Source organism: Streptomyces sp. NPDC008092 (genome assembly GCF_042957285.1).
Lineage (GTDB): Bacteria > Actinomycetota > Actinomycetes > Streptomycetales > Streptomycetaceae > Streptomyces.
In genome coordinates this window covers 484684-503003 of record NZ_JBIBHY010000004.1, presented here as the reverse complement: position 1 = coordinate 503003, position 18320 = coordinate 484684, and the positions used below count along the sequence as shown (strand labels likewise).

General features: G+C 72.1%; 19 protein-coding genes. 11 read left to right on the top strand and 8 right to left on the bottom strand.

All coding sequences use genetic code 11. From position 1 onward, the window contains the following. The first annotated feature begins 17 nt into the window (after positions 1-17). Entirely contained in the window at positions 18-1418 is a 1401-nt protein-coding gene (locus ACFZB3_RS15240) for an AAA family ATPase (RefSeq protein ID WP_391375154.1), read from the top strand. Then, entirely contained in the window at positions 1415-2176 is a 762-nt protein-coding gene (locus tag ACFZB3_RS15235) for an HNH endonuclease (RefSeq protein WP_391375152.1), read from the top strand. Before ACFZB3_RS15240 ends, ACFZB3_RS15235 begins: the two co-directional genes overlap by 4 nt. Here the strand turns inward: ACFZB3_RS15235 and ACFZB3_RS15230 are convergent. Together ACFZB3_RS15230 and ACFZB3_RS15225 are read right to left on the bottom strand one after the other, a co-directional pair. Continuing rightward, positions 2166-2393 (bottom strand): DUF397 domain-containing protein, encoded by a 228-nt coding sequence (locus tag ACFZB3_RS15230; protein ID WP_391375149.1) that lies wholly within the window; start codon positions 2391-2393, stop codon positions 2166-2168. The two genes, ACFZB3_RS15235 and ACFZB3_RS15230, sit on opposite strands and share 11 nt — an antisense overlap. Next, entirely contained in the window at positions 2380-3204 is an 825-nt protein-coding gene (locus ACFZB3_RS15225) for a Scr1 family TA system antitoxin-like transcriptional regulator (protein WP_391375146.1), read from the bottom strand. Before ACFZB3_RS15225 ends, ACFZB3_RS15230 begins: the two co-directional genes overlap by 14 nt. Positions 3205-3333: 129 nt before the next feature. On the opposite strand from ACFZB3_RS15225, the gene ACFZB3_RS15220 reads away from it, so the two are divergent. The 8 genes from ACFZB3_RS15220 (at position 3334) to ACFZB3_RS15185 (ending at position 11037) form a co-directional block, all read left to right on the top strand. Beyond that, positions 3334-3537, top strand: coding sequence for a hypothetical protein (locus tag ACFZB3_RS15220; protein WP_391375143.1), 204 nt, complete (start codon positions 3334-3336; stop codon positions 3535-3537). Next, positions 3534-3809, top strand: coding sequence for a hypothetical protein (locus ACFZB3_RS15215; protein ID WP_391375140.1), 276 nt, complete (start codon positions 3534-3536; stop codon positions 3807-3809). Before ACFZB3_RS15220 ends, ACFZB3_RS15215 begins: the two co-directional genes overlap by 4 nt. A 60-nt stretch (positions 3810-3869) precedes the next feature. After that, positions 3870-4937 (top strand): MerR family transcriptional regulator, encoded by a 1068-nt coding sequence (locus tag ACFZB3_RS15210; RefSeq protein ID WP_391375137.1) that lies wholly within the window; start codon positions 3870-3872, stop codon positions 4935-4937. Between the two features lie 236 nt (positions 4938-5173). Then, a complete protein-coding gene (locus ACFZB3_RS15205) occupies positions 5174-5524 on the top strand; it encodes a hypothetical protein (RefSeq protein ID WP_391375812.1) in 351 nt (116 codons plus the stop codon). 230 nt (positions 5525-5754) lie between these two features. Then, positions 5755-7872, top strand: coding sequence for an FUSC family protein (locus ACFZB3_RS15200; protein ID WP_391375134.1), 2118 nt, complete (start codon positions 5755-5757; stop codon positions 7870-7872). A gap of 609 nt (positions 7873-8481) precedes the next feature. Then, entirely contained in the window at positions 8482-9516 is a 1035-nt protein-coding gene (locus ACFZB3_RS15195) for a helix-turn-helix domain-containing protein (protein ID WP_391375131.1), read from the top strand. Between the two features lie 148 nt (positions 9517-9664). Continuing rightward, the gene (locus tag ACFZB3_RS15190) at positions 9665-10078 is read left to right on the top strand and encodes a hypothetical protein (RefSeq protein ID WP_391375129.1); all 414 of its coding nucleotides are present in this window, start codon (positions 9665-9667) and stop codon (positions 10076-10078) included. A gap of 95 nt (positions 10079-10173) precedes the next feature. After that, on the top strand, positions 10174-11037 hold the full coding sequence (locus tag ACFZB3_RS15185; protein ID WP_391375126.1) for a hypothetical protein: 864 nt from the start codon (positions 10174-10176) through the stop codon (positions 11035-11037). Positions 11038-11131: 94 nt separating this feature from the next. Here the strand turns inward: ACFZB3_RS15185 and rbsD are convergent, their stop codons facing one another. The 5 genes from rbsD to ACFZB3_RS15160 all read right to left on the bottom strand — a co-directional run bounded on the left by rbsD (position 11132) and on the right by ACFZB3_RS15160 (position 17036). Next, positions 11132-11521: a D-ribose pyranase gene (rbsD, locus tag ACFZB3_RS15180; protein WP_391375123.1), complete on the bottom strand. Its 390-nt coding sequence runs from the start codon at positions 11519-11521 to the stop codon at positions 11132-11134. Continuing rightward, positions 11518-12420 (bottom strand): PfkB family carbohydrate kinase, encoded by a 903-nt coding sequence (locus tag ACFZB3_RS15175; protein WP_391375121.1) that lies wholly within the window; start codon positions 12418-12420, stop codon positions 11518-11520. The genes rbsD and ACFZB3_RS15175 overlap by 4 nt, the downstream gene beginning before the upstream one ends. 89 nt (positions 12421-12509) lie before the next feature. Continuing rightward, the gene (locus ACFZB3_RS15170) at positions 12510-14456 is read right to left on the bottom strand and encodes a substrate-binding domain-containing protein (RefSeq protein WP_391375119.1); all 1947 of its coding nucleotides are present in this window, start codon (positions 14454-14456) and stop codon (positions 12510-12512) included. After that, positions 14446-15996, bottom strand: a complete 1551-nt coding sequence (locus ACFZB3_RS15165) for an ATP-binding cassette domain-containing protein (RefSeq protein ID WP_391375116.1) — start codon at positions 15994-15996, stop codon at positions 14446-14448. The genes ACFZB3_RS15170 and ACFZB3_RS15165 overlap by 11 nt, the downstream gene beginning before the upstream one ends. Beyond that, positions 15993-17036, bottom strand: a complete 1044-nt coding sequence (locus ACFZB3_RS15160; protein ID WP_391375113.1) for a substrate-binding domain-containing protein — start codon at positions 17034-17036, stop codon at positions 15993-15995. The genes ACFZB3_RS15165 and ACFZB3_RS15160 overlap by 4 nt, the downstream gene beginning before the upstream one ends. 169 nt (positions 17037-17205) lie before the next feature. On the opposite strand from ACFZB3_RS15160, the gene ACFZB3_RS15155 reads away from it, so the two are divergent. Beyond that, positions 17206-17520 carry a hypothetical protein gene (locus tag ACFZB3_RS15155; protein ID WP_391375110.1) on the top strand — a complete coding sequence of 105 codons (315 nt, stop codon included), beginning with the start codon at positions 17206-17208 and terminating at the stop codon, positions 17518-17520. Here ACFZB3_RS15155 and ACFZB3_RS15150 read toward each other — a convergent pair. After that, positions 17474-18250, bottom strand: coding sequence for a DUF5995 family protein (locus ACFZB3_RS15150; protein ID WP_391375108.1), 777 nt, complete (start codon positions 18248-18250; stop codon positions 17474-17476). The genes ACFZB3_RS15155 and ACFZB3_RS15150 overlap by 47 nt on opposite strands. Positions 18251-18320: the final 70 nt, after the last annotated feature.

Below are 18320 nucleotides of genomic sequence, written 5' to 3'. Positions count from 1 at the left end.
AACGGACGCCGACGACCATGTACGTCAGCCGGATCATCGTGAAGGACATCAAGTCCTTCCACGGGCCCCGTGAAGTCGACCTCACGCTGACCCGCCCCGACGGAAGTCACGCCGGGTGGACGGTGCTCGCCGGCCGCAACGGTTCGGGCAAGACCACGCTGCTGCGGGCCATGGCGCTGGCGCTCACCGGGCCCGGGGTGGCCCGCAGTCTGGTGCCGGTGTTCGAGAACTGGGTGACCGAACGGAGCACGGCGGGCGAGGTCGAGGTCGAGATCAGCCGCAACGCGCAGCACGACCGGTTCTCCCAGGGCCGCCCGCCTGCCCATGCCTTCTGGGCCGGGCTCCGCTGGAAGACACCCCGCGACGGCACGGCGGGCAGGGTTCCGGTCCGGCGGGGCGTCCTGTCCGGGCTCGACGAGATCAGGTACACCAAGGCACAGACGAGCATCGCCCGCCGTGGTCCCTGGGCTGACAGTCCCGCGGGCTGGTTCTCCGCGGCCTACGGGCCGTTCCGGCGGATGGCCGGCGGCTCGGGCGAGGTGCAGCGGCTGATGCTGGCGTCCGGGCCCGTGGCCAGGCACACGAGCCTCTTCCACGAGGACGCCTCACTCGCCGAGGGCGTCACCTGGCTGATCGAGCAGCATCTGCGCGCGCTGGAGGGCAGAGGGGGCGCCCAGGCGCTGAAGACGTTCGCACTGGCGCTGCTCGGCGACGGACTGCTGCCGGACGGGTACCGGATCGACGACGTCGACTCCGAGGGCCTGTGGGTGGAACGGTACGACAGCCGCTTCCCGCTGCGGGAGATGAGCGACGGGTTCCGTACGGTGGCGGCCCTCGTCGTCGACATCCTCAAGCAGCTGCACGACGTGTTCGGCGACGACCTGTGGGAGTCCGGCCGCAGAGAGGCCGGCGGCGGGCCGATCGCGCTGCTGACACCCGGCGTCGTCATCATCGACGAGATCGACGCCCATCTGCACGTCTCCTGGCAGCGCCGGATCGGCCCCTGGCTGACCGCCCACTTCCCCCGCATCCAGTTCATCGTCACCACGCACAGCCCTTACATCTGCCAGGCGGCCGACCCCGGCGGCCTCATCAGGCTGCCCGGCGTGGACGAGGCGCGCCCGCCCGAGGTCATCGACCCGGACCTGTACGACCGAGTGGTGTACGGCAGCGGCGACGACGCCGTTCTCTCCGACCTCTTCGGTCTCGACACGCCCTACTCCGAGCGGGCCGAGCAGGCGAGGGCCGAGTTCGTGGAGCTGGAGGCGGAGATCTACGACGGGGCCTCGACGGCGGAGTCGCTCGCCCGCTACCGGGAACTCAAGGAGCGGCTCGCCAGCTCGCCGTCGGCCCGCCTGGACGAGATGGGCGCGCACCTCCAGCGGATCGCGGCGGAGATCAAGGACGAAGCGGAGTGATCCGGCTCCGGCGTGCCGTCCTGCCGGCCGCCACGATGGAACGGCTGCGGGACTACACCGACGACATCCGGCAACAGGTCACTGAGCAGGAACGAAAGGACAGGGCGAAGCAACTGTGGGCGAACCGTCGGCAGGTCCGTCCCGCACTCGCCAAGGGGCTCGCGGAGATGGCTCCCGGCCACGAACGCTGCATGTACTGCGGTGACGGCCAGGGCACGGACATCGACCACTTCGAGCCGAAGAGCCTTGCTCCGCTGCGTACCTTCGACTGGCTCAACCACGTGCTCGCCTGCTCGTTCTGCAACAGCAACCAGAAGCGGAGCCGGTTTCCCGTCGCGGCCGACGGCAGCCCCCTGCTCGTCGACCCGACGGCCGAGGACCCCCTGGACCACCTGCGGCTGGTGCTCGCGCTCGGGACGTACCAGGGCCTGACCGACCGGGGACGCGCCTGCATCGAGGTGTTCGGCCTCAACGCGAGAGCGGTCCTGGTCAAGGGACGTATGGACGCCTATGCGGCGGCCGGGGTTTTCATGCGGATGTGGCGCATGACCATGGACGAGGGGAAAAGTGACAAGGCGAAGGGCATCGTCCGGCTCGCCTGGAACCATCCCCTCATCGATGTGCTGGTCAACATGTTCCACCAGTCCGGCCATCCGGCGGCCGATGCCCTGTTCGTGGGGGAGGAGGATGTCCTCGAACTCCTCCGCGATCCCGAACTACGTGCCGCGTTCCTGCACTTCCGGGGCGTCAGCTACTGATACGACCGTCCCGCACGGCCCCGACGAACGCGGCCCAGCCGTTGGACGAGAAGACCAGCGCCGGGCCGGTGGTACCCGCCTTGCTGTCGCGGACGGGTACGGCGGCGTGGCCACGGGCGATCTCCAGGCAGTCGTCGTTGGTGCCACCGCTGTAGCTGGACTTGTACCACCCGGTGAACGCGGACGAGTTGGAGACGGTGTGTTCATTGCTCGCCATGTGCGTGATCCTCCGCTGCCGCTCTGACGACGGCAAGTGACTGCTGATGCGACAACGCGTCGCTCAAGGCCAGAGCGTAGGCCGTCTGGCTGGCACTCACCAGCGCCGGATCGTCCATCAAGTTGCCGGTGAGGAAGCCTTCGACGTAGGCGACGGGGGCGGAGTCCTCAAAGCTCATGAGCGTGAGGTAGCTCTGCAGGAGAGCGTGTGCTCCGACACCGTACGGAAGCACGTGGAGCCGCAGTCGCCCCGCCTCGGCCATGTCCGCGATCTTGTGCAGCTGTACGGCCATGACCCGGGAGCCGCCGACGTGGCGCCGCAACACCGACTCGTCGAGTAGCGTCCAGATGACCGGCTGCTCGGGGCCGTCGAGGATTCGGCGGCGTTTTGTTCGGTTGACGAGGAACTCGTCAAGCTCCTCAGCGACATAGGTCGGCCGGTACGCGCGGAAGAGTGCACTCGCGTAGTCCTCGGTCTGGAACACACCGGGAACCAACGACAGCGCGAACTGCTGGATGAGCGTGGCCTGTTTCTCAAGCTCGGCCACGGCCGCGAAGTAGTCGTTGTACTTCGAGTCCAGGTCCTCCAGCCACCGCTCGAAGAATCCGTCCGTCTTGAGGGCCCGGTCGATCCGGCGCGCGTCATCCGGCTTCGGGAGCCGCCTCCCCGCCTCGAAATGGCTGATCAGTGTCGGCGAGCACACGACCAGCTCGCCCAGTCCCTCCTGGGTGAGACCGGCCGCCGTCCGCCGCAGCCTCAGCTCCTCTCCGTACTTCTCCCGTTGCGTCCGAGGCTTCTGGCGCTCGCTCATGCTGCCAACTCCCGTTCCTGACAAAGGCTCTGTCAAGTCCCCGCCCCTGGCAGCGTAGCCACCCCCGACCCCACTCTGTGAGGGAATCGCAACACACCGAAGTCACCGCAGGTGGGAAAGCAGGTCGGCATGACGTATCTCCTGGTCCGGCTGGTCGAGCCGTTGCTCCGGCTCCTCCTGCCCGCTCGCGGGCGACGGCGCCGCAGGCAGGTCGTACCGCTCGCGTACACCTACCCGTACTCGTGCCCGTATGTCGGCTGCGAAGCCCCCTTGCGTGGCGAGGACAGTCCGCTCGTCCGCCCCTACCTCGACCAGGTGGAGGTCTACGTATGAGCGGGCGCCTGCTTCCGTGGACCGGTGCGGACGGCAAACCCGGTTATCTCGTGGGTGACGGGACGGGGTACGTCTCCCGGCTTGCCGACCAGATCGAGAGCGTGCACCTCGGCATGGCGGGCGACCTGCTCGACCACGCGGCCGAACTCCTCGCCGAGCAGCGGTTGACTCGCGACGAACTCCGCTACCTGGCCCGGCGGCTGAGCGAATCACTGAGGGACGTCAAGCTTGTGGCCGAGAGCAGGGGTGCGCGGTTGCCGCGTGGTGACTGACCCGGCCCGGTTGACCCTCGACCTTGTGCAGGGCCCAGAGTGCCGGGTGTGGAGAACGACATGCGCAGCATCGGGGAGACGGCCCGCGAGAGCGGGCTCGGCGTGAGTGCCCTGCGGTTCTACGACCGGGCCGGTGTGCTGGTGCCTGCCTGGGTGGATCCGGTGAGCGGTTACCGGTGGTACGAGCCCGGACAGGTGGAAGAGGCCCGGGTGCTGGCCCGCCTGCGCCGGGCCGGGATGCCGCTGGCGGACATCCGGCTGGTGCTGGCCGGCTGGTCCGGCCCGGACACCGGTCTGGTGCGGAAGCTGCTCACGGCACACCTGCGCCGTCTGGAACAGGGGCTGTCCGACGCCCGCGGTGAGTTCTCCGCACTCCGAGCGCTACTCGACCAACGGGAGAACGCCATGACCTCGCTTCGCACCGCCGCCGTCCGCCTGTCCGTCGCCGCACCGGAACTGGCGGCCGTGCTGGACGCCGTTCGATTCGCGGTGAGTACCGACCCCGAGCTGCCGATGCTCGGCGGGGTTCTGTTCGACATCGAGGGCGAGAGCCTTCGTGCCGTGGCCACCGACCGATACCGGATGGCGGTCGCGCGGGCCGGGGTCACCGGGCACGACGGGGGCCGGGTGCAGGTCGTCGTGCCCGCTCCGCTCGCCGACGCGATGCGGCCGCTGCTGGACGGCGAGGGAGCCGTGGGGCTCTCCGTCGACGGTGACCGGGTGACCCTGGAGGCCGGGGACCGGCAGGCGGCCGGCCGGTGCCTCGACCACGACTTCCCCGACTACCGCCGTCTCCTGCCCCGGCCCGGCGGACGGCGCGCCGTCGTGGAGGTGGCGGCCTTCCGGCAGGCTCTGGAGACGGGTCCCGTTCGCTGCGGAGAGGCCGGGGCACCCGACCTCAGCGTGCTCAGGGTGGCGGACGGCGGTGCGGTGACCCTCTGCGCCGATGCCGACGACGACCCGGACCGTGTCGCCGTCAACCGCGCGTTCCTGTTGGCGGCGCTGGCCGCCGGGGCCCGTGACCGGCTGGTTCTGGAACTGGGCGCGCCCACGGCGCCGATCGCGATCCGACGGCCCGACGACGAGGACGTCTGCTCGCTCCTGATGCCGGTCCGGCTGGAGAGCTGACGGGCGCACCAGTGTGAGGACTTCTTCACACAGGTCTTTTTTATATTCCCTGTTCACGGTCCTCCGTCCTTTTCTATTTGCTGTGGTTCACCTGTCGGTTCGGGTTTTTTCCATTCCGCTGGAACCGCATCCTGTCTGCTCGTGTCTATAGGATTCGAGTCGGCCGCAAGGGTGAGCAAATGGCCCTGGATTGCGGTTGTGAAAGGCAATTCAAAACCAAGGAGTTCTCTGTGAACATGCGTATCGCCGCCGTTGCCGTAGCTTCCGCCGCGCTCGTCGCCGCCGGTGCCACCGCCGCCGTCGCCGCCCCGGCCCCGGCCTCCTCGATCACCCTCAAGGCGAGCGCCGGCACCGTCCGGGTGGGCGATGTCGTCACCTTCACCGGCAAGGTGGACGGCATCAAGGAGGGCAGCAAGGTGACCCTCCAGGTCAAGGACGGCAAGAAGTGGGTCTCACTGCCCGCCACCGCGAAGGTCTCCAAGGCGGCCTACAAGCTCACCGACAAGTTCGACAAGAAGGGCGTCGAGGTTCTGCGCGTCAAGGACGGCAGCGCCGTCTCCAAGAACGTGTCCGTCACGGTCCGCTGAATCCGGCCGCAGTACGCCGAAGCTGAATACGCCGGTTTCCCCTGACCGGCTTCCCTGAGAGCCTGCCCCACCCCGTCCGATCCGGGGTGGGGCAGGTGTCGTGGGGGCGGTTGCGCGTTCGCTGGATCCTATGGCCACCTGTGGTCCAGGTACAGCGAGTGGCGGCCGTGCCGGGGCCGGCAGAAGATGAGAACGCTGCTCCCGCGCCGTGCCGCTGAGGAGGCCCGGACATGCGCTGGTGGTCGTCGCTGATCAGGATCGGCCGGGACGGGCTGCGCATTCAACGGGCGTTCGCGGCCCCGTCGGCGATCGCGCGGGCCGTACTGGCGGTCCTGCTCGCCACGGTCCTCGGCCTGCTCCTCGACGACCCGGTGGCCGGGTCCATGGCCAGTGTCGGCGCGTTCATCTGCGGCATCGGCACGCTGGTGAGCCCGTTGCGCCACCCCGTGGTCAACGCGCTCGGGATGGCCGCGGCCTTCAGCGCGATGGCGGTGCTGGGGGCCCTGGTGCACGGCAACACCTGGTTGTTCCTGCTGCTGCTCGGGGCCGCGGCGTTCGCCACCGGGCTCTGGCGGACGCTGGGCGTCGCCTCCGGCATCCGGGGCTGCCTCGCGGTCATCGGGCTGATGATCACGGCCGATCTCGCTCCCGGCGTGCACGGCGGCCTGGTGATGGCCGGGTGGATCGCGGTCGGGACCGGACTCGTCGTGGTGGTGCAACTGCTCCCGCCGTACGGTCCGCGGTTCGCCGCCCAGCGCCGTGCCCTCGCCGCCCTGTACCGGTCGCTCGCCGAGGCCTCGGTCGCGGCCGACCCCGCCGCCCTGGGCGGCACCGCCCCGTCCACGGCGGCCCGGCAGGCCCTGGACCTGCTGCCGCAGTTCAGCCGGCCGGCCGCGGCGGCCCTGTTCGGGCTGCTGGGAGAGGCCGAGCGCATCCGCCGGGCGCTGCTCACCGTCCGGCTGACGGAACCGGCGGCCCGGGCGGCCGGGGACCGGGAGGCACTGGCCGCCGCCGCGCAGGTGCTGGACACCGTCTCCCGTACGGTGGCCTCCGGCCGCGAGCACCGCACCCCCGAACCGGCCGGCGCCCTCCTGGAGTCGTGGGCGGCCGCCTCGCCCGTGCCCGGCCCCCGCGACCTGGCCGCGCGGCTGCGGCAGGCCGGGCAGCTGGCCCGGTCCTCGACCGACGACCGCCTCGGCGACGTACTGCAACCCCATGCCGAGGTGCCGGGCCTGTACGCAGGCACCCCTTCGGTGGCGCGCACCGCCCGGCGGATCCGGGCGCAGCTGTGCCCCCGGTCACCGATCTTCCGCCATGCGGTGCGGCTCGCCGTCGCCGTGGTGGTCGCCGAGGTCATCGGCCGGTCGATCGGCGGGTGGGGCGGGCTCGGCATCTCCGCGCACGGCTTCTGGGTGGCCCTGACCACCATGCTGGTGCTCTTCCCCGAGTACGGACACACCGTCGCCCGCGCCTGGGGACGGGCGGCCGGGGCCGTGCTGGGCGGCATCCTCGCCTGGGCGCTGTCCCTGCCGCACTGGTCGCCCGGCGGCCTCGCGGCCCTGTCGGTGGTGCTGGCCGCGGCCTCGTTCGTCACCCTGCGGACCGGGCAGCTGATGCTCAACCTGTGGCTGACCACCTGGATCGTCTTCCTGATCCACCACGTCGGCGGGCTGCCCGGCCCGACGGCGTGGGCGCGCGCCGCCGACACGGTGGTCGGTGCCGTGCTCGCCGTACTCGTCTTCCTGCTCTGGCCGACCTGGTCCGCCCGGCGGGTGCCGGGCCTGCTCGCGGAGTGGCTGCGGGTGCAGGACCGGCTGCTGCCCGAGCTGCTGACCGGCTACGCCGCCGTCGGGGCGGCCGACCGGGCGGCCGTCGACGCGCTGCGGGAGCGGGCCCGGCAGGTCAGGGAGCACCTGACGGCCGCGGTGGCGCAGTCGCACGCCGAGCCGGCCGAGCACCGCTGCCCCTGGTCGAGCGGGCAGCTGGAGCAGATCAGGACCCAGGTGACCACGGTCGCCGGATGTGCCACCCTGCTCGGCGAGAACCTGCCGCGCACCCCGCAGGAGACCGTGCCGGAGCTGACCGAACTGGCCGATCCGCTGCACGAACACCTCACCGCCCTGGCCCGCGCCGCCGCCGGAGCCGAGACCGTGGCCCCGGGGGCACTGCGGTCGGCCTTCGACGCCTTCACCGCCCGCTCCGGTCTGCCGGCCGAGGCGTCCGACGGCTCCGGCAGCGTCACGGCCGGCCGCGCCGTCGCTCTGAGCACCACGACCGTCGACGCCGTCGAAGCCCTGACCACGACCATCGCCTCCCGGCACCGCCCCCGTCGCCACGCGGCAGCCTGAGACCCCGCCGGGTGGCGGGAGGGTGGCCGGGCTTGGCGGCGTCGAGATGGGCATCGAGGTTCAGTGCGGCGGTGACCAGGGCGAGCCGGGTCAACGCCTGCGGGAAGTTGCCGAGTTGTTCGCCGGTCGGCCCGATCTCCTCGGAGTGCAGGCCGAGACGGCCGGCGTAGGTGAGCATCTTCTCGAAGACGAGCCGGGGTCGTACCGGTACCCGAGGCCGTCGGACACCAGGTCCTTCCTGATCGCGTCCAGGGTCGAGAGCCACTACCTCTCCGCCAGTGATGCGCGAGCACGCTGCGGAGCGGTCCGGTCGCCCGCCGGGCGGCACACGTGATCGCGGGGAGAAAATCTTGGACCCGCGTACAACCCTCCCCCCACCTCGCCGGTCGTACTCGGCATCAGGACTTTCGGAGGGGGATCCGGGGGGATCGCGGGGGTTCTGATACGGAGGGGAAAGCCGAGGGGGTTCGGTCTACGGGCCGGGCCCCCTCGAAGCATGTCCGGGCATGTTCCCGGCGCCGTGACGGCCGATTCCCGAGTTGTTCCCGGGGGCCGCGTGCTCCACGCTGCTCCTGACCGGACTGCTGTTCGACTCGGGGGGCGGTTCTCGTGCTGCGCATCCACTTCACGCCTCAGGACCTGACCCGCGTCCGGGTGGCGAGCGCCCCCGACCCGCTGTGGGAGGTCACCTGCAGCCTGCACCGGTTACAGACCTCGCGGGGCCGCTGGGCCTACGCCGACTGGTACCGCGAGACCCGGGCCACCCTCACCGGCACCCCGCTCGGCGCGGCCGTGAGCCGGCTCCTGGTCCCGATCCTGCCCCGGGCCCGCTACCTGCCCGACTTCCTCACCCCGCACGAGGCCGCCGACGGCCTGGACCGCGGGCTCGCGGCCGTCGTCGACACGCCGCCCGAGCGGGTCGCCCACGAGATCCGGATGCTGGACCGGTTCAGCGGCGCCCCCGACTGGGCGCCCCGGCTGACGGAACGCCAGACCAGGGAAGAACTGGCCAAACTTCTGCGCGCCTACCACGAAGCGGTGATCGCACCCCACGAGAGCCGCATCGCCGCCGCCGTCGCCGGGGAGCGCGCCCTGCTGGCGCGTGACGCCCTCGACACCGGGGCCGACGGACTGCTCAGCGGCCTGTCGCCGGCCGTCCGCTGGCAGCCCCCGGTACTGCAGGTCGACTACGTCGAGGACCGGGACCTGCACCTCGGCGGCCGCGGGCTGCGCCTGGTCCCCTCGTACTTCTGCTGGCAGTCACCGGTCTCGATGGCGGACGACACCCTGCGGCCGGTCCTGATCTACCCCGTGCACGGGGTCCGCCAGACCGTCCCCGAACTCCCCGCCGACGCCACGCTCGCCGCGCTGCTCGGCCGTACCCGGGCGGCCGCCCTGCGGTTCCTCGCGCTCGGCGCGACCACCTCCGAACTGGCCCGCCTGCTGGGCGTCTCGACGCCCACCGCCACCCACCACACCACCGTCCTGCGCGACGCCGGCCTGGTCATCAGCCGGCGCCGCCACAACACCGTGCTGCACACCCTCACCCCGCTCGGCGCCGCGCTGCTCAGGCCGGCTCCGGGGCAGGTATCCCGGCCGCCCGCCGACCGGACACAGTCCCCTCTCGCCCCACGGGCCACGTGAGTGTCCCCCCGTACCGCCGGAGCGGCGGACTCCGCCGACCGGCGCGGGACTTTAGACCCCTGTCGAAGGGCGTGGTCCGCGGGACACGTGTTCTGCGAGCGTTCCGGGTGCCCGATCCACCTCACATCCGAACCAGATGGGGGAAACCATGAGGAAGGTCATCGCCGCCGGCGCGCTCGCGCTCGTCTCCGCCGCCGGCTGTCTGGTGCTCGCGCCCGCCGCGTCCGCCGCCCCGGACGCCTGCGTGACGTCCACGCTCACCACCTCGGCGTACGAAGGCACCGGCGGCACCCACGTCAAGAAGTCCGCCACCAGCAGCTGCAGCGACCTCAACCTGACCTACGTCAACGACACGACGATCTACGGCTACGACGGTTACGCCGGCCGCCTCTACCACAGCTCCACCGGCACCTGGAAGACGTGCGACGCGGGCTACATCTGGCTCTACGACGGCTCCTACGCCGTCGACAGCGAGCTGCTGTGCACCGACGTCTCCGACAACACCACCTTCACGGTGGCGAGCGCGGCGAACGGCGGCGACACCGTCCACGTCGTTCACTGATCCGGTTCCAGGGCCTCCGCCCCCGGCGGGTCCGGAGGCCCTGTCCGGCACGTGCGGGACGTACCCGGGACACACAGGGGAGAGGAGTGGTCCGGATGATCCGGCGCCCGGTCCTGGTGCGCGCGGCCCTCGCGGCGGCCGTCGCCCTGCTCGGCACCGCGTGCTCCACCGACGCCGCCCGGCAGCCCGGCCCGCCGGCCGCGACCGTGACCCCGGCCCGCCTCGGCCACGCCCTGCCGGACGACCCGGTACGCATGGTCCTGCCGGCCACGGGGGCCGAGACCCGGTGGACCCAGGGCCTCTACGTATTCGGGCAGCAGGTGACCCGGGTCGCCACCGCCGACTGCGCCCGCAGGGGCGGGTTCGCCGTGCCCGCCGAGGCCCCGCTCGCGTTCATCCGCTTCTTCGCCCTGCCCGACCTGGACTTCGTCGCCCGGCACGGCCTGAGCACCAGCGCCGACGTGCCCGCGGCGGCCGCCGCCCCCACCACGGCCCGCGCCGGCAGCGCGGCACAGGTGCGCCGCTGCCAGGCCCAGGGCACGAAGGCCGCGGCCGCGCTGAGCGGCCTCTACCTGCCCCTCGAACAGCGGTGGTTCGGTGCACTCGGCGCGGTGGACCGCGCTCCCGCCACGGTCCGGGCCCGGCGCGGCCTGCCCGGCTGCCTGGCCGGGCACGGGGTTCCGGCCAAGGACGAGCGCGCCTTCATGGGGGCGGCCGACGCCCGCCAGCAGGCCGCCGCGCCCGCCGACCTGCCCGCCACGGAGCGCGCCATGGGCCGCGTCTACGCGGACTGCATGCGCCCCGTCGAGGCCGTCCGCGACCCTGCCCGGCTGAGCCTGCGCACCGGTTTCCTCGCGGGGCACGCCGCCGAGGTCCGCACCCTGCGCCAGAGACTCCTGCCGGCCCTGCGGGCGGCGGAGCGGCGGTACGGGGTGACCCTGGTGTTCCCCGAGCCCTGACCGGGATCAGCGGGAAGTGCTCCCGTCCGCGGCGCCGTCGTGGCCGGTCGCGCGGTTCCCGCGCCCCTTTCGGGGCGCGTCACCTGAACGGGGCTCAGAAGAACACCCCGCACCGCAGCAGCACGTTCGCGTACGGCCGGGCCTCCCCGGTCCGCACCACCAGGTGTGCCTCCGCCGACAGCTCCTTCAGCCGCTCGTGCGGGACCAGGACCAGGCCGGGGAAGTGCCCGTCCAGCAGCCCGGCGGCCGCCGGATTGGCCTCGCGTACCTCCGCCGCCGCCGTCGCGCCCTCCACGACCAGCTCGGCCAGCAGCCCCTCCAGCACCTCCGCGAAGGACGGCACCCCGGCCCGGAACGCCAGGTCCACCACCCGCGGACCCTTCGGTATCGGCATCCCGGCGTCGCACACCAGCACCCCGTGCCCGTGCCCCAACTCGGCCAGCGCGCCGGAGAGATGACGGTTGAGGATGCCCGCCCGCCTCACAGCGCGTCGACCTCCGCCGCCGTCGGGTACGACTCCTGCGCACCCCGCCCGGTCACCGCCGCCGCCCCGACCCGCGCCGCGTACGCCGCCGCCTCGGCGAGGGACGCGCCCGCCCCGAGCCGTACCGCGAGGGCCGCCGTGAACGCGTCCCCGGCGCCGGTCGTGTCCACCGCGTCCACCTTCACGGAGGAGACGTGCGCGACCCCGTCGCCGTCGGCCACCAGCGCACCCTCCGCGCCCAGCGTCACCACCACCGACTTCGGGCCCTTGGCGAGCAGGAGCCGCGCCCAGTCGGCCGGTTCCTCGCTCACGCACGCCTCGCCGAGGAGCACCCGCGCCTCGTGCTCGTTCACGATCAGCGGGTCGCAGGCCGCCAGCACCTCACCGGGGAGGGGCCGCGGCGGGGACGGGTTGAGGACGAACCGGCTGCCGGGGGCCAGGTTCCGTACGACCTCCAGCACCGTCTCCAGCGGGATCTCCAGCTGCGTGGACACCACCCGGGAGGCGTGGAAGAGGCTGACCGCGGCCCGCACGTCCGCCGGCACGAGACGGCCGTTCGCGCCCGGCGAGACGACGATGCTGTTGTCCCCGGAAGGATCCACGGTGATCAGGGCGACGCCCGTCGGCGCCCCGCCCACCAGCACGCCCACCGTGTCCACCCCCGCCGCCCGCTGCGAGTCGAGCAGCAGCCTGCCGTGCGCGTCGTCGCCGACCCGGGCCAGCAGGGCGGTACGGGCGCCGAGCCGGGCGGCCGCGACCGCCTGGTTGGCGCCCTTGCCGCCGGGGTGCGTGGCGAGATCGCCGCCGAGGACGGTCTCCCCGGCGTCCGGCCGCCGCTCGACGCGGATCACCAGGTCGGCGTTGGCCGATCCCACGACCAGGAGGTCGTAGTCGTACATCGGATGACTCCCTACAGGCCTGTGCGAATGGGGAAAAGGGGTGAGGCGACCGGGGCTCCATTCAAGCGCCCGGCCGCCTCCCTGGTGTGTCAGCCCGTGAAACCGGCCACGTTGTCCTTCGTGACCACCTTCACCGGCACCTTGATCGCCGACGGGATCTTCTGGTCCTTCACGGCCTTCAGCGCGTTGTCCACGGCGATCTTCCCGAGCTGGCTGGGCTGCTGGGCCACCGACGCGTACAGCGTGCCGTTCTTCACGGCGGTCAGGCCGTCCGGGGTGCCGTCGAAGCCGATCACCGAGACCGACGAACCGGCCCTGGAACCCAGCGCCTTGATCGCGCCGAGGGCCATCTCGTCGTTGGCCGCGATGACACCCTGGACGTCCGGGTGGGCCTGGAGCAGGTTCGACATCACGTCGAGGCCCTTGGTGCGGTCGAAGTCGGCGGGCTGCTGGGCCACCACCTGGATACCGGGGTAGGCCTTCAGGCCTTCGGCGAAGCCCTGCGCCCGCTCCCGGGCGGCGGAGGTACCGGCCTGGCCCTGCAGGATCACGATCTTGCCCTGGCCGCCGAGCTTCTCGGCGATCGACTTCGCGGCCAGCTCGCCGCCGGTGACGTTGTCGGAGGCGACCAGCGTCGCCGTCTTCGCGTTGTTCACCCCGCGGTCGACGGCGATCACCGGGATGTCCGCCTTGTCGGCGGCCTTCACGGAGTTGCTCGCCGCGTCCGAGTCGACCGGGTTGACGATGATCGCGCCGAGCCCCGAACTGGTGAAGTTCTGCAGCTGGTTGGCCTGCTGCGAGGCGTCGTTCTGGGCGTCGGTGACGGTCAGGTCCACACCCTGCTTCCTCGCCTCGGCCTGGGCGCCGGCCCGGATCTGCACGAAGAACGGGTTGTTGAGGGTGGACAGGGACAGACCGATCTTGGGGTTGGCCGAGGACGAGCCCGTGTGCAGCAGCGAGGTCGCGGCCACCAGGCCCACGGTGACGACCGCGGCCAGCGCGTACGTCCCGGCCTGCTTTCCCTTGCCGCCCCCGGTGCCGGCGGCGAGCGGGGTGGCCCCGGCCCTGCGGCGCACGGTGTCCAGGAGGACGGCCAGCGCGATGACGACGCCGATGACGACCTGCTGCCAGAACGCCGAGACGTTGAGCAGGTTGAGGCCGTTGCGCAGCACCGCGAGGATCAGCGCGCCGATCAGCGTGCCCGACGCCTTGCCGGTGCCGCCGGCCAGCGAGGCACCGCCGATCACCACCGCGGCGATGGCGTCCAGCTCGTAGCCGTTGGCGGCCTGCGGCTGCGCGGAGGACAGCCGGGCGGCCAGCACGATGCCGGCGACGGCCGCGAACAGCCCGGACAGCGCGTAGATGGCGAGCTTCTGCTTGTTCACCCGCAGCCCGGACAGCCGGGCGGCCTCCTCGTTGCCGCCGATCGCGTACATCGAGCGCCCGATGTAGGTCCGGCCGAGCACGAAGGCCGCGATCAGCCCCATCAGGACCATGACCAGCACCGGCACCGGCAGCCAGCCGCCGAGGGTGTCACCGAGGTGCGAGACCGAGTCGGGGAAGGCGATGGGGGAGCCCCCGGAGATCACCAGCGCCAGACCGCGCCCCACCGACAGCATCGCCAGCGTCGCGATGAACGGCGGCAGCTTGCCGTAGGCGATGAGGAAGCCGTTGACCAGACCGGCCGCGATGCCGGTCGCGACGGCGAGGACGACGGCCAGGAACACCGGCACCCCGTGCGAGGTGGCGCTCCACGCCAGCACGGTGGCCGACAGGGCCGCCACCGAACCCACCGACAGGTCGATGCCCGCCGCGACGATCACGAAGGTCGCGCCGAAGGCCAGGATCGCCGTCACGGCCGCCTGGACGCCGACGTTGAGCAGGTTGTCGGTGGTGAGGAAGTCCCCGGACAGCGCCGACATGGCGATGACGAGAACGATCAGCGCGGTGAGCGCGCCGTTGTCGAGGAGCAGCCGGCGCACACCCGCGGCGCCACCGGCGCCCGTGCCGCTGCTCTTGAGCGTGTCAGTGGCCACGTCCGGCCTCCTTGTCGGTTGTGGTGGGGGCGGCGGGGGCCGCGGGGGTGGCCGGGGAACTGACGGCGAGGGCCATCACGGAGTCCTGGGTGGCCTGGTCCGCGGCCAGTTCGCCCGCGATCCGCCCCTGGGCCATCACCAGCACCCGGTCGCTCATCCCGAGAACCTCCGGCAGGTCGCTGGAGATCATCAGCACGGCGGCCCCGGAGGCCGTGAGCTCGTTGATCAGCTGGTAGATCTCGACCTTGGCGCCGACGTCGATGCCGCGCGTCGGCTCGTCGAGGATCAGCACCTTGGTGTCGGCGAGCAGCCACTTGCCGATGACGACCTTCTGCTGGTTGCCGCCGGAGAGCGTCCGCACGTGCTGACCGAGCCCGGCCATCCGCACGCCCAGCTGCCCGGCGATCCGCCCGGCGGCGGCGTGCTGCCCCTTGAGGTCGACGATCCCGGCCCGGGTCGCCTTCCGCAGCGTCACCAGCCCGAGGTTCTCCTCGACGGAGGCGTCCAGCACCAGCCCCTGCCCCTTGCGGTCCTCCGGGACGAGCCCGATCCCGGCCGCCATGGCCGCGTTGACGTCGTGCCGCCGCAGCGCCGCACCGGAGACCTTCACGGCCCCCTCGTCGTACGGATCGGCCCCGAACACGGCCCGCACGACCTCCGTACGGCCGGCGCCCACGAGCCCGGCGATCCCGACGACCTCACCCGCGTGCACCTCGAAGCTCACGTCGTGGAAGACCCCGTCCCGGGTCAGCCCCTCCACGGACAGCAGCGCCGCACCGGCCTCGCCGCGCTCCCTCGGGTACTGCTGCTCGATGGAGCGCCCGACCATCAGCCGGACCAGCTCGTCCTCGGGCGTGGTCGCGGGCACCTGGCCCACGCTCTTCCCGTCCCGGATCACCGTCACCCGGTCCCCGAGAGCGGCGATCTCCTCCAGGTGGTGGGTGATGAAGACGATCCCGACCCCGTCCGCGCGCAGCTGGCGCACGATCGCGAAGAGCTTCTCCACCTCCTCCGAGGTGAGGACGGCGGTCGGCTCGTCCATGATGAGCACGCGCGCGTCCAGGCTGAGCGCTTTGGCGATCTCCACCATCTGGAGCCGGGCGATGCCGAGTTCACGGACCCGCGCGCGTGGCGACACGTTCACGCCGACCCGCGTCAGCAGCGCCTCGGCGTCGGCCTCCATCCGCTTCCGGTCGATCATCCCGAACCGGCGCGGCTGCCGGCCCAGGAAGATGTTCTCGGCGACCGTGAGGTCGGGTACGAGGTTGAACTCCTGGTAGATGGTGGCGATCCCGAGCCGCTCGGAGTCCTGCGCACCATGGATGCGCACCTCCTCGCCGCCGGCCAGGATCCGCCCCGCGTCGGGGGTGTAGGCGCCGGAGAGCATCTTGATCAGGGTGCTCTTGCCCGCGCCGTTCTCACCGAGGAGTACGTGCACCTCGCTCCGGCGGAGGTCGAAGTCGACGCCGTCGAGCGCGACCACGCCGGGGAAGGACTTCCGTATGCCCTCGATACGCAGCAACTCGTCCGGGTTGCTCACGACGTGCTCCTTTGCACAGGGGTGGGGGACTGCGGGGGGTGGGGGTCGCGGCCCTCGCCGCACGAACGGCGCACGACGAGCCGGGCCGGGAGGGTGACGGACCGCGGCGGCCGTCCCTCGATGCGGTCGACCAGCGCGCGTACGGCGGCGCGGCCGAGCTCACCGGTGGGCTGGGCGATGGCGGTGACGGGCGGGTCGGTGTGCACGAACCAGGGGATGTCGTCGAAGGCGGCCAGTGCTATGTCACATGGCACCCGCAGCCCCCGCGCCCGCACCGCGTCCAGCGCACCCAGCGCCATCAGGTTGTCCGTGGCGAACACGACCTCGGGCGGCTCGGGCAGGTCGAGGAACCCCTCGGTGACCCGCCGCCCGCTCTCGGCCTGGAAGTCGCCCTGGCCGATGTAGGCGTCGGGGAGGGGGACGCCGTGCTCGGCGAGGGCCTCGCGGAAGGCCTGGACACGCTCGCTGCCGGTGGTGGTGGCCGCCGGCCCGGCGATGATCGCGACCCGCCGGTGCCCGAGTCCGCACAGGTGGGCGACGAGGTCACGGATCGCGGCCGACCCGTCCGCCCGCACCACGGGGACGTCCACCCCCGGGATCCACCGGTCGACGAAGACCATGGGCGTCCCGGCCCGCGCCGCCTCCAGCATCAGCGGCGAGCCGCCGTCGGTGGGGGAGACCAGCAGCCCGTCGATCCGCCGGTCGAGCAGCGTCCGTACGTGGTGGTCCTGCAGCTCCGGCCGCTCGTCGGCGTTGCCGATGATGACGCTGTAGCCGAGGGCGCGGGCCGCCTCCTCGACCGAGCGGGCCAGCTCGGTGAAGTACGGGTTCATCACGTCGCTGATGACCAGGCCGAGGGTGTGGGTCTGGTCGGTGCGCAGGGAGCGGGCGACGGCGTTCGGGCGGTAGCCCAGCGCCGCGACGGCGGCCAGGACGCGGGTACGGGCGTCGTCGCTGACCGACGGATGGTCGTTCAGGACCCGGGACACCGTGGCGACGGAAACGCCCGCCTCGGCGGCGACGTCCTTGATGCTCGCCATCGCCGCTCCACCTCCTCGTGGAATCGATTACACGACTGCGTGTACCGAGGATTGGAATCGATTACACGACGTCGCGGCAAGCCCCCGGCGATGGCCGAAATCCAATCGTGACCGGGGGAGGACCGGAGCGGGCTGGCCCGCGTGTGGCCTGACCTGTGGGATTGCGGACATGACGCGAACGGAGACTCGAACGGAGATACGGGACGGCGCGCTGCTGCTGTTCGTCGCCGTCCTGGAGGTGGCCGTGATCCTGGGCGGCGGGCTCTCGGCCGCCTGGGCGCTCACGGTCGCCGCCGTCTACCTGGTGTTCCTGGTGGCCTACCTCCGGGGCCTGGTGCGCCGTCGCCGGCCCCGGGGTGCCGGCGGCGCGGGCTGGCCGTCGCCCCCGCTCCGCGTCACCGCGGTCTGCCGGCGCCCCCGCCTCCCCCCTCCGTGCTCTACCGCGCGGCGGAGACCCGCTGCATGGCGTCGTCCAGGTGGCTGATGACGGCCGGGACGTCGTCGCTCTCGGTGTGCCGGATCAGCTCCAGGGCGGGGCGGACGATGCCGCCCGGGCGCGCTATCAGCCGGGCGAGCACGGTGGCCCGGGTGTCGAGCCGTTCGATGGTGGCGGCGCGCTCCGTCTCGTTCTGGCCCGCCAGCAGGACGGCGTTGTGCCACGCCTCCTCGCGGGACTCGCGGACGCTGAAGTCCAGGATCTGCTCGTCGGTGCGGCCGCCGACCTTGTCCAGCAGCGACAGGAGGGGCGACACGGCGTCGACGGAGTCCTGCACCGCCAGCACCACCCGCGCGAGGATGTCGTTGATCAGCAGGAAGTCGTGCCGCAGGGCGTTGATGTCCTCGCCCGGGTCGGTCCCGGCGGCGGCGACGGCGAGGTCGAGGTTGATGTGCGCGTTCACGCCCAGGATCAGGTGCTGGACGATGACGGTGTCGGCGTCGCCGAGCAGCCCGAACGTCTCGCGCCAGCAGCGCGGCCCGCTCCGGTCACGCCGCCAGGCGTCGTACGCGTCGAAGTAGCGGTTGCCGAAGAGCGTGTCGAAACGGTCCATGCGGGGGCCGTCCTCGAACTGCCCGTCGTGGACGGCGGTACGGATCTCGACGGTCACCTGCCGGTACAGCGCCGCGAAGTACCCGATCCGGTCACCGGTGCGTTCGGCCTCGCGCACGATCCCGGCGAGTCCGTCCACCACATCGTCGATGTTCTGTGCCGTCATGCCCAACACCCCTTCCCAGCGGCCCGGTCCGCAGCCCCGTCCTACCATCGCGCGGCGGCGGACGGGGCAG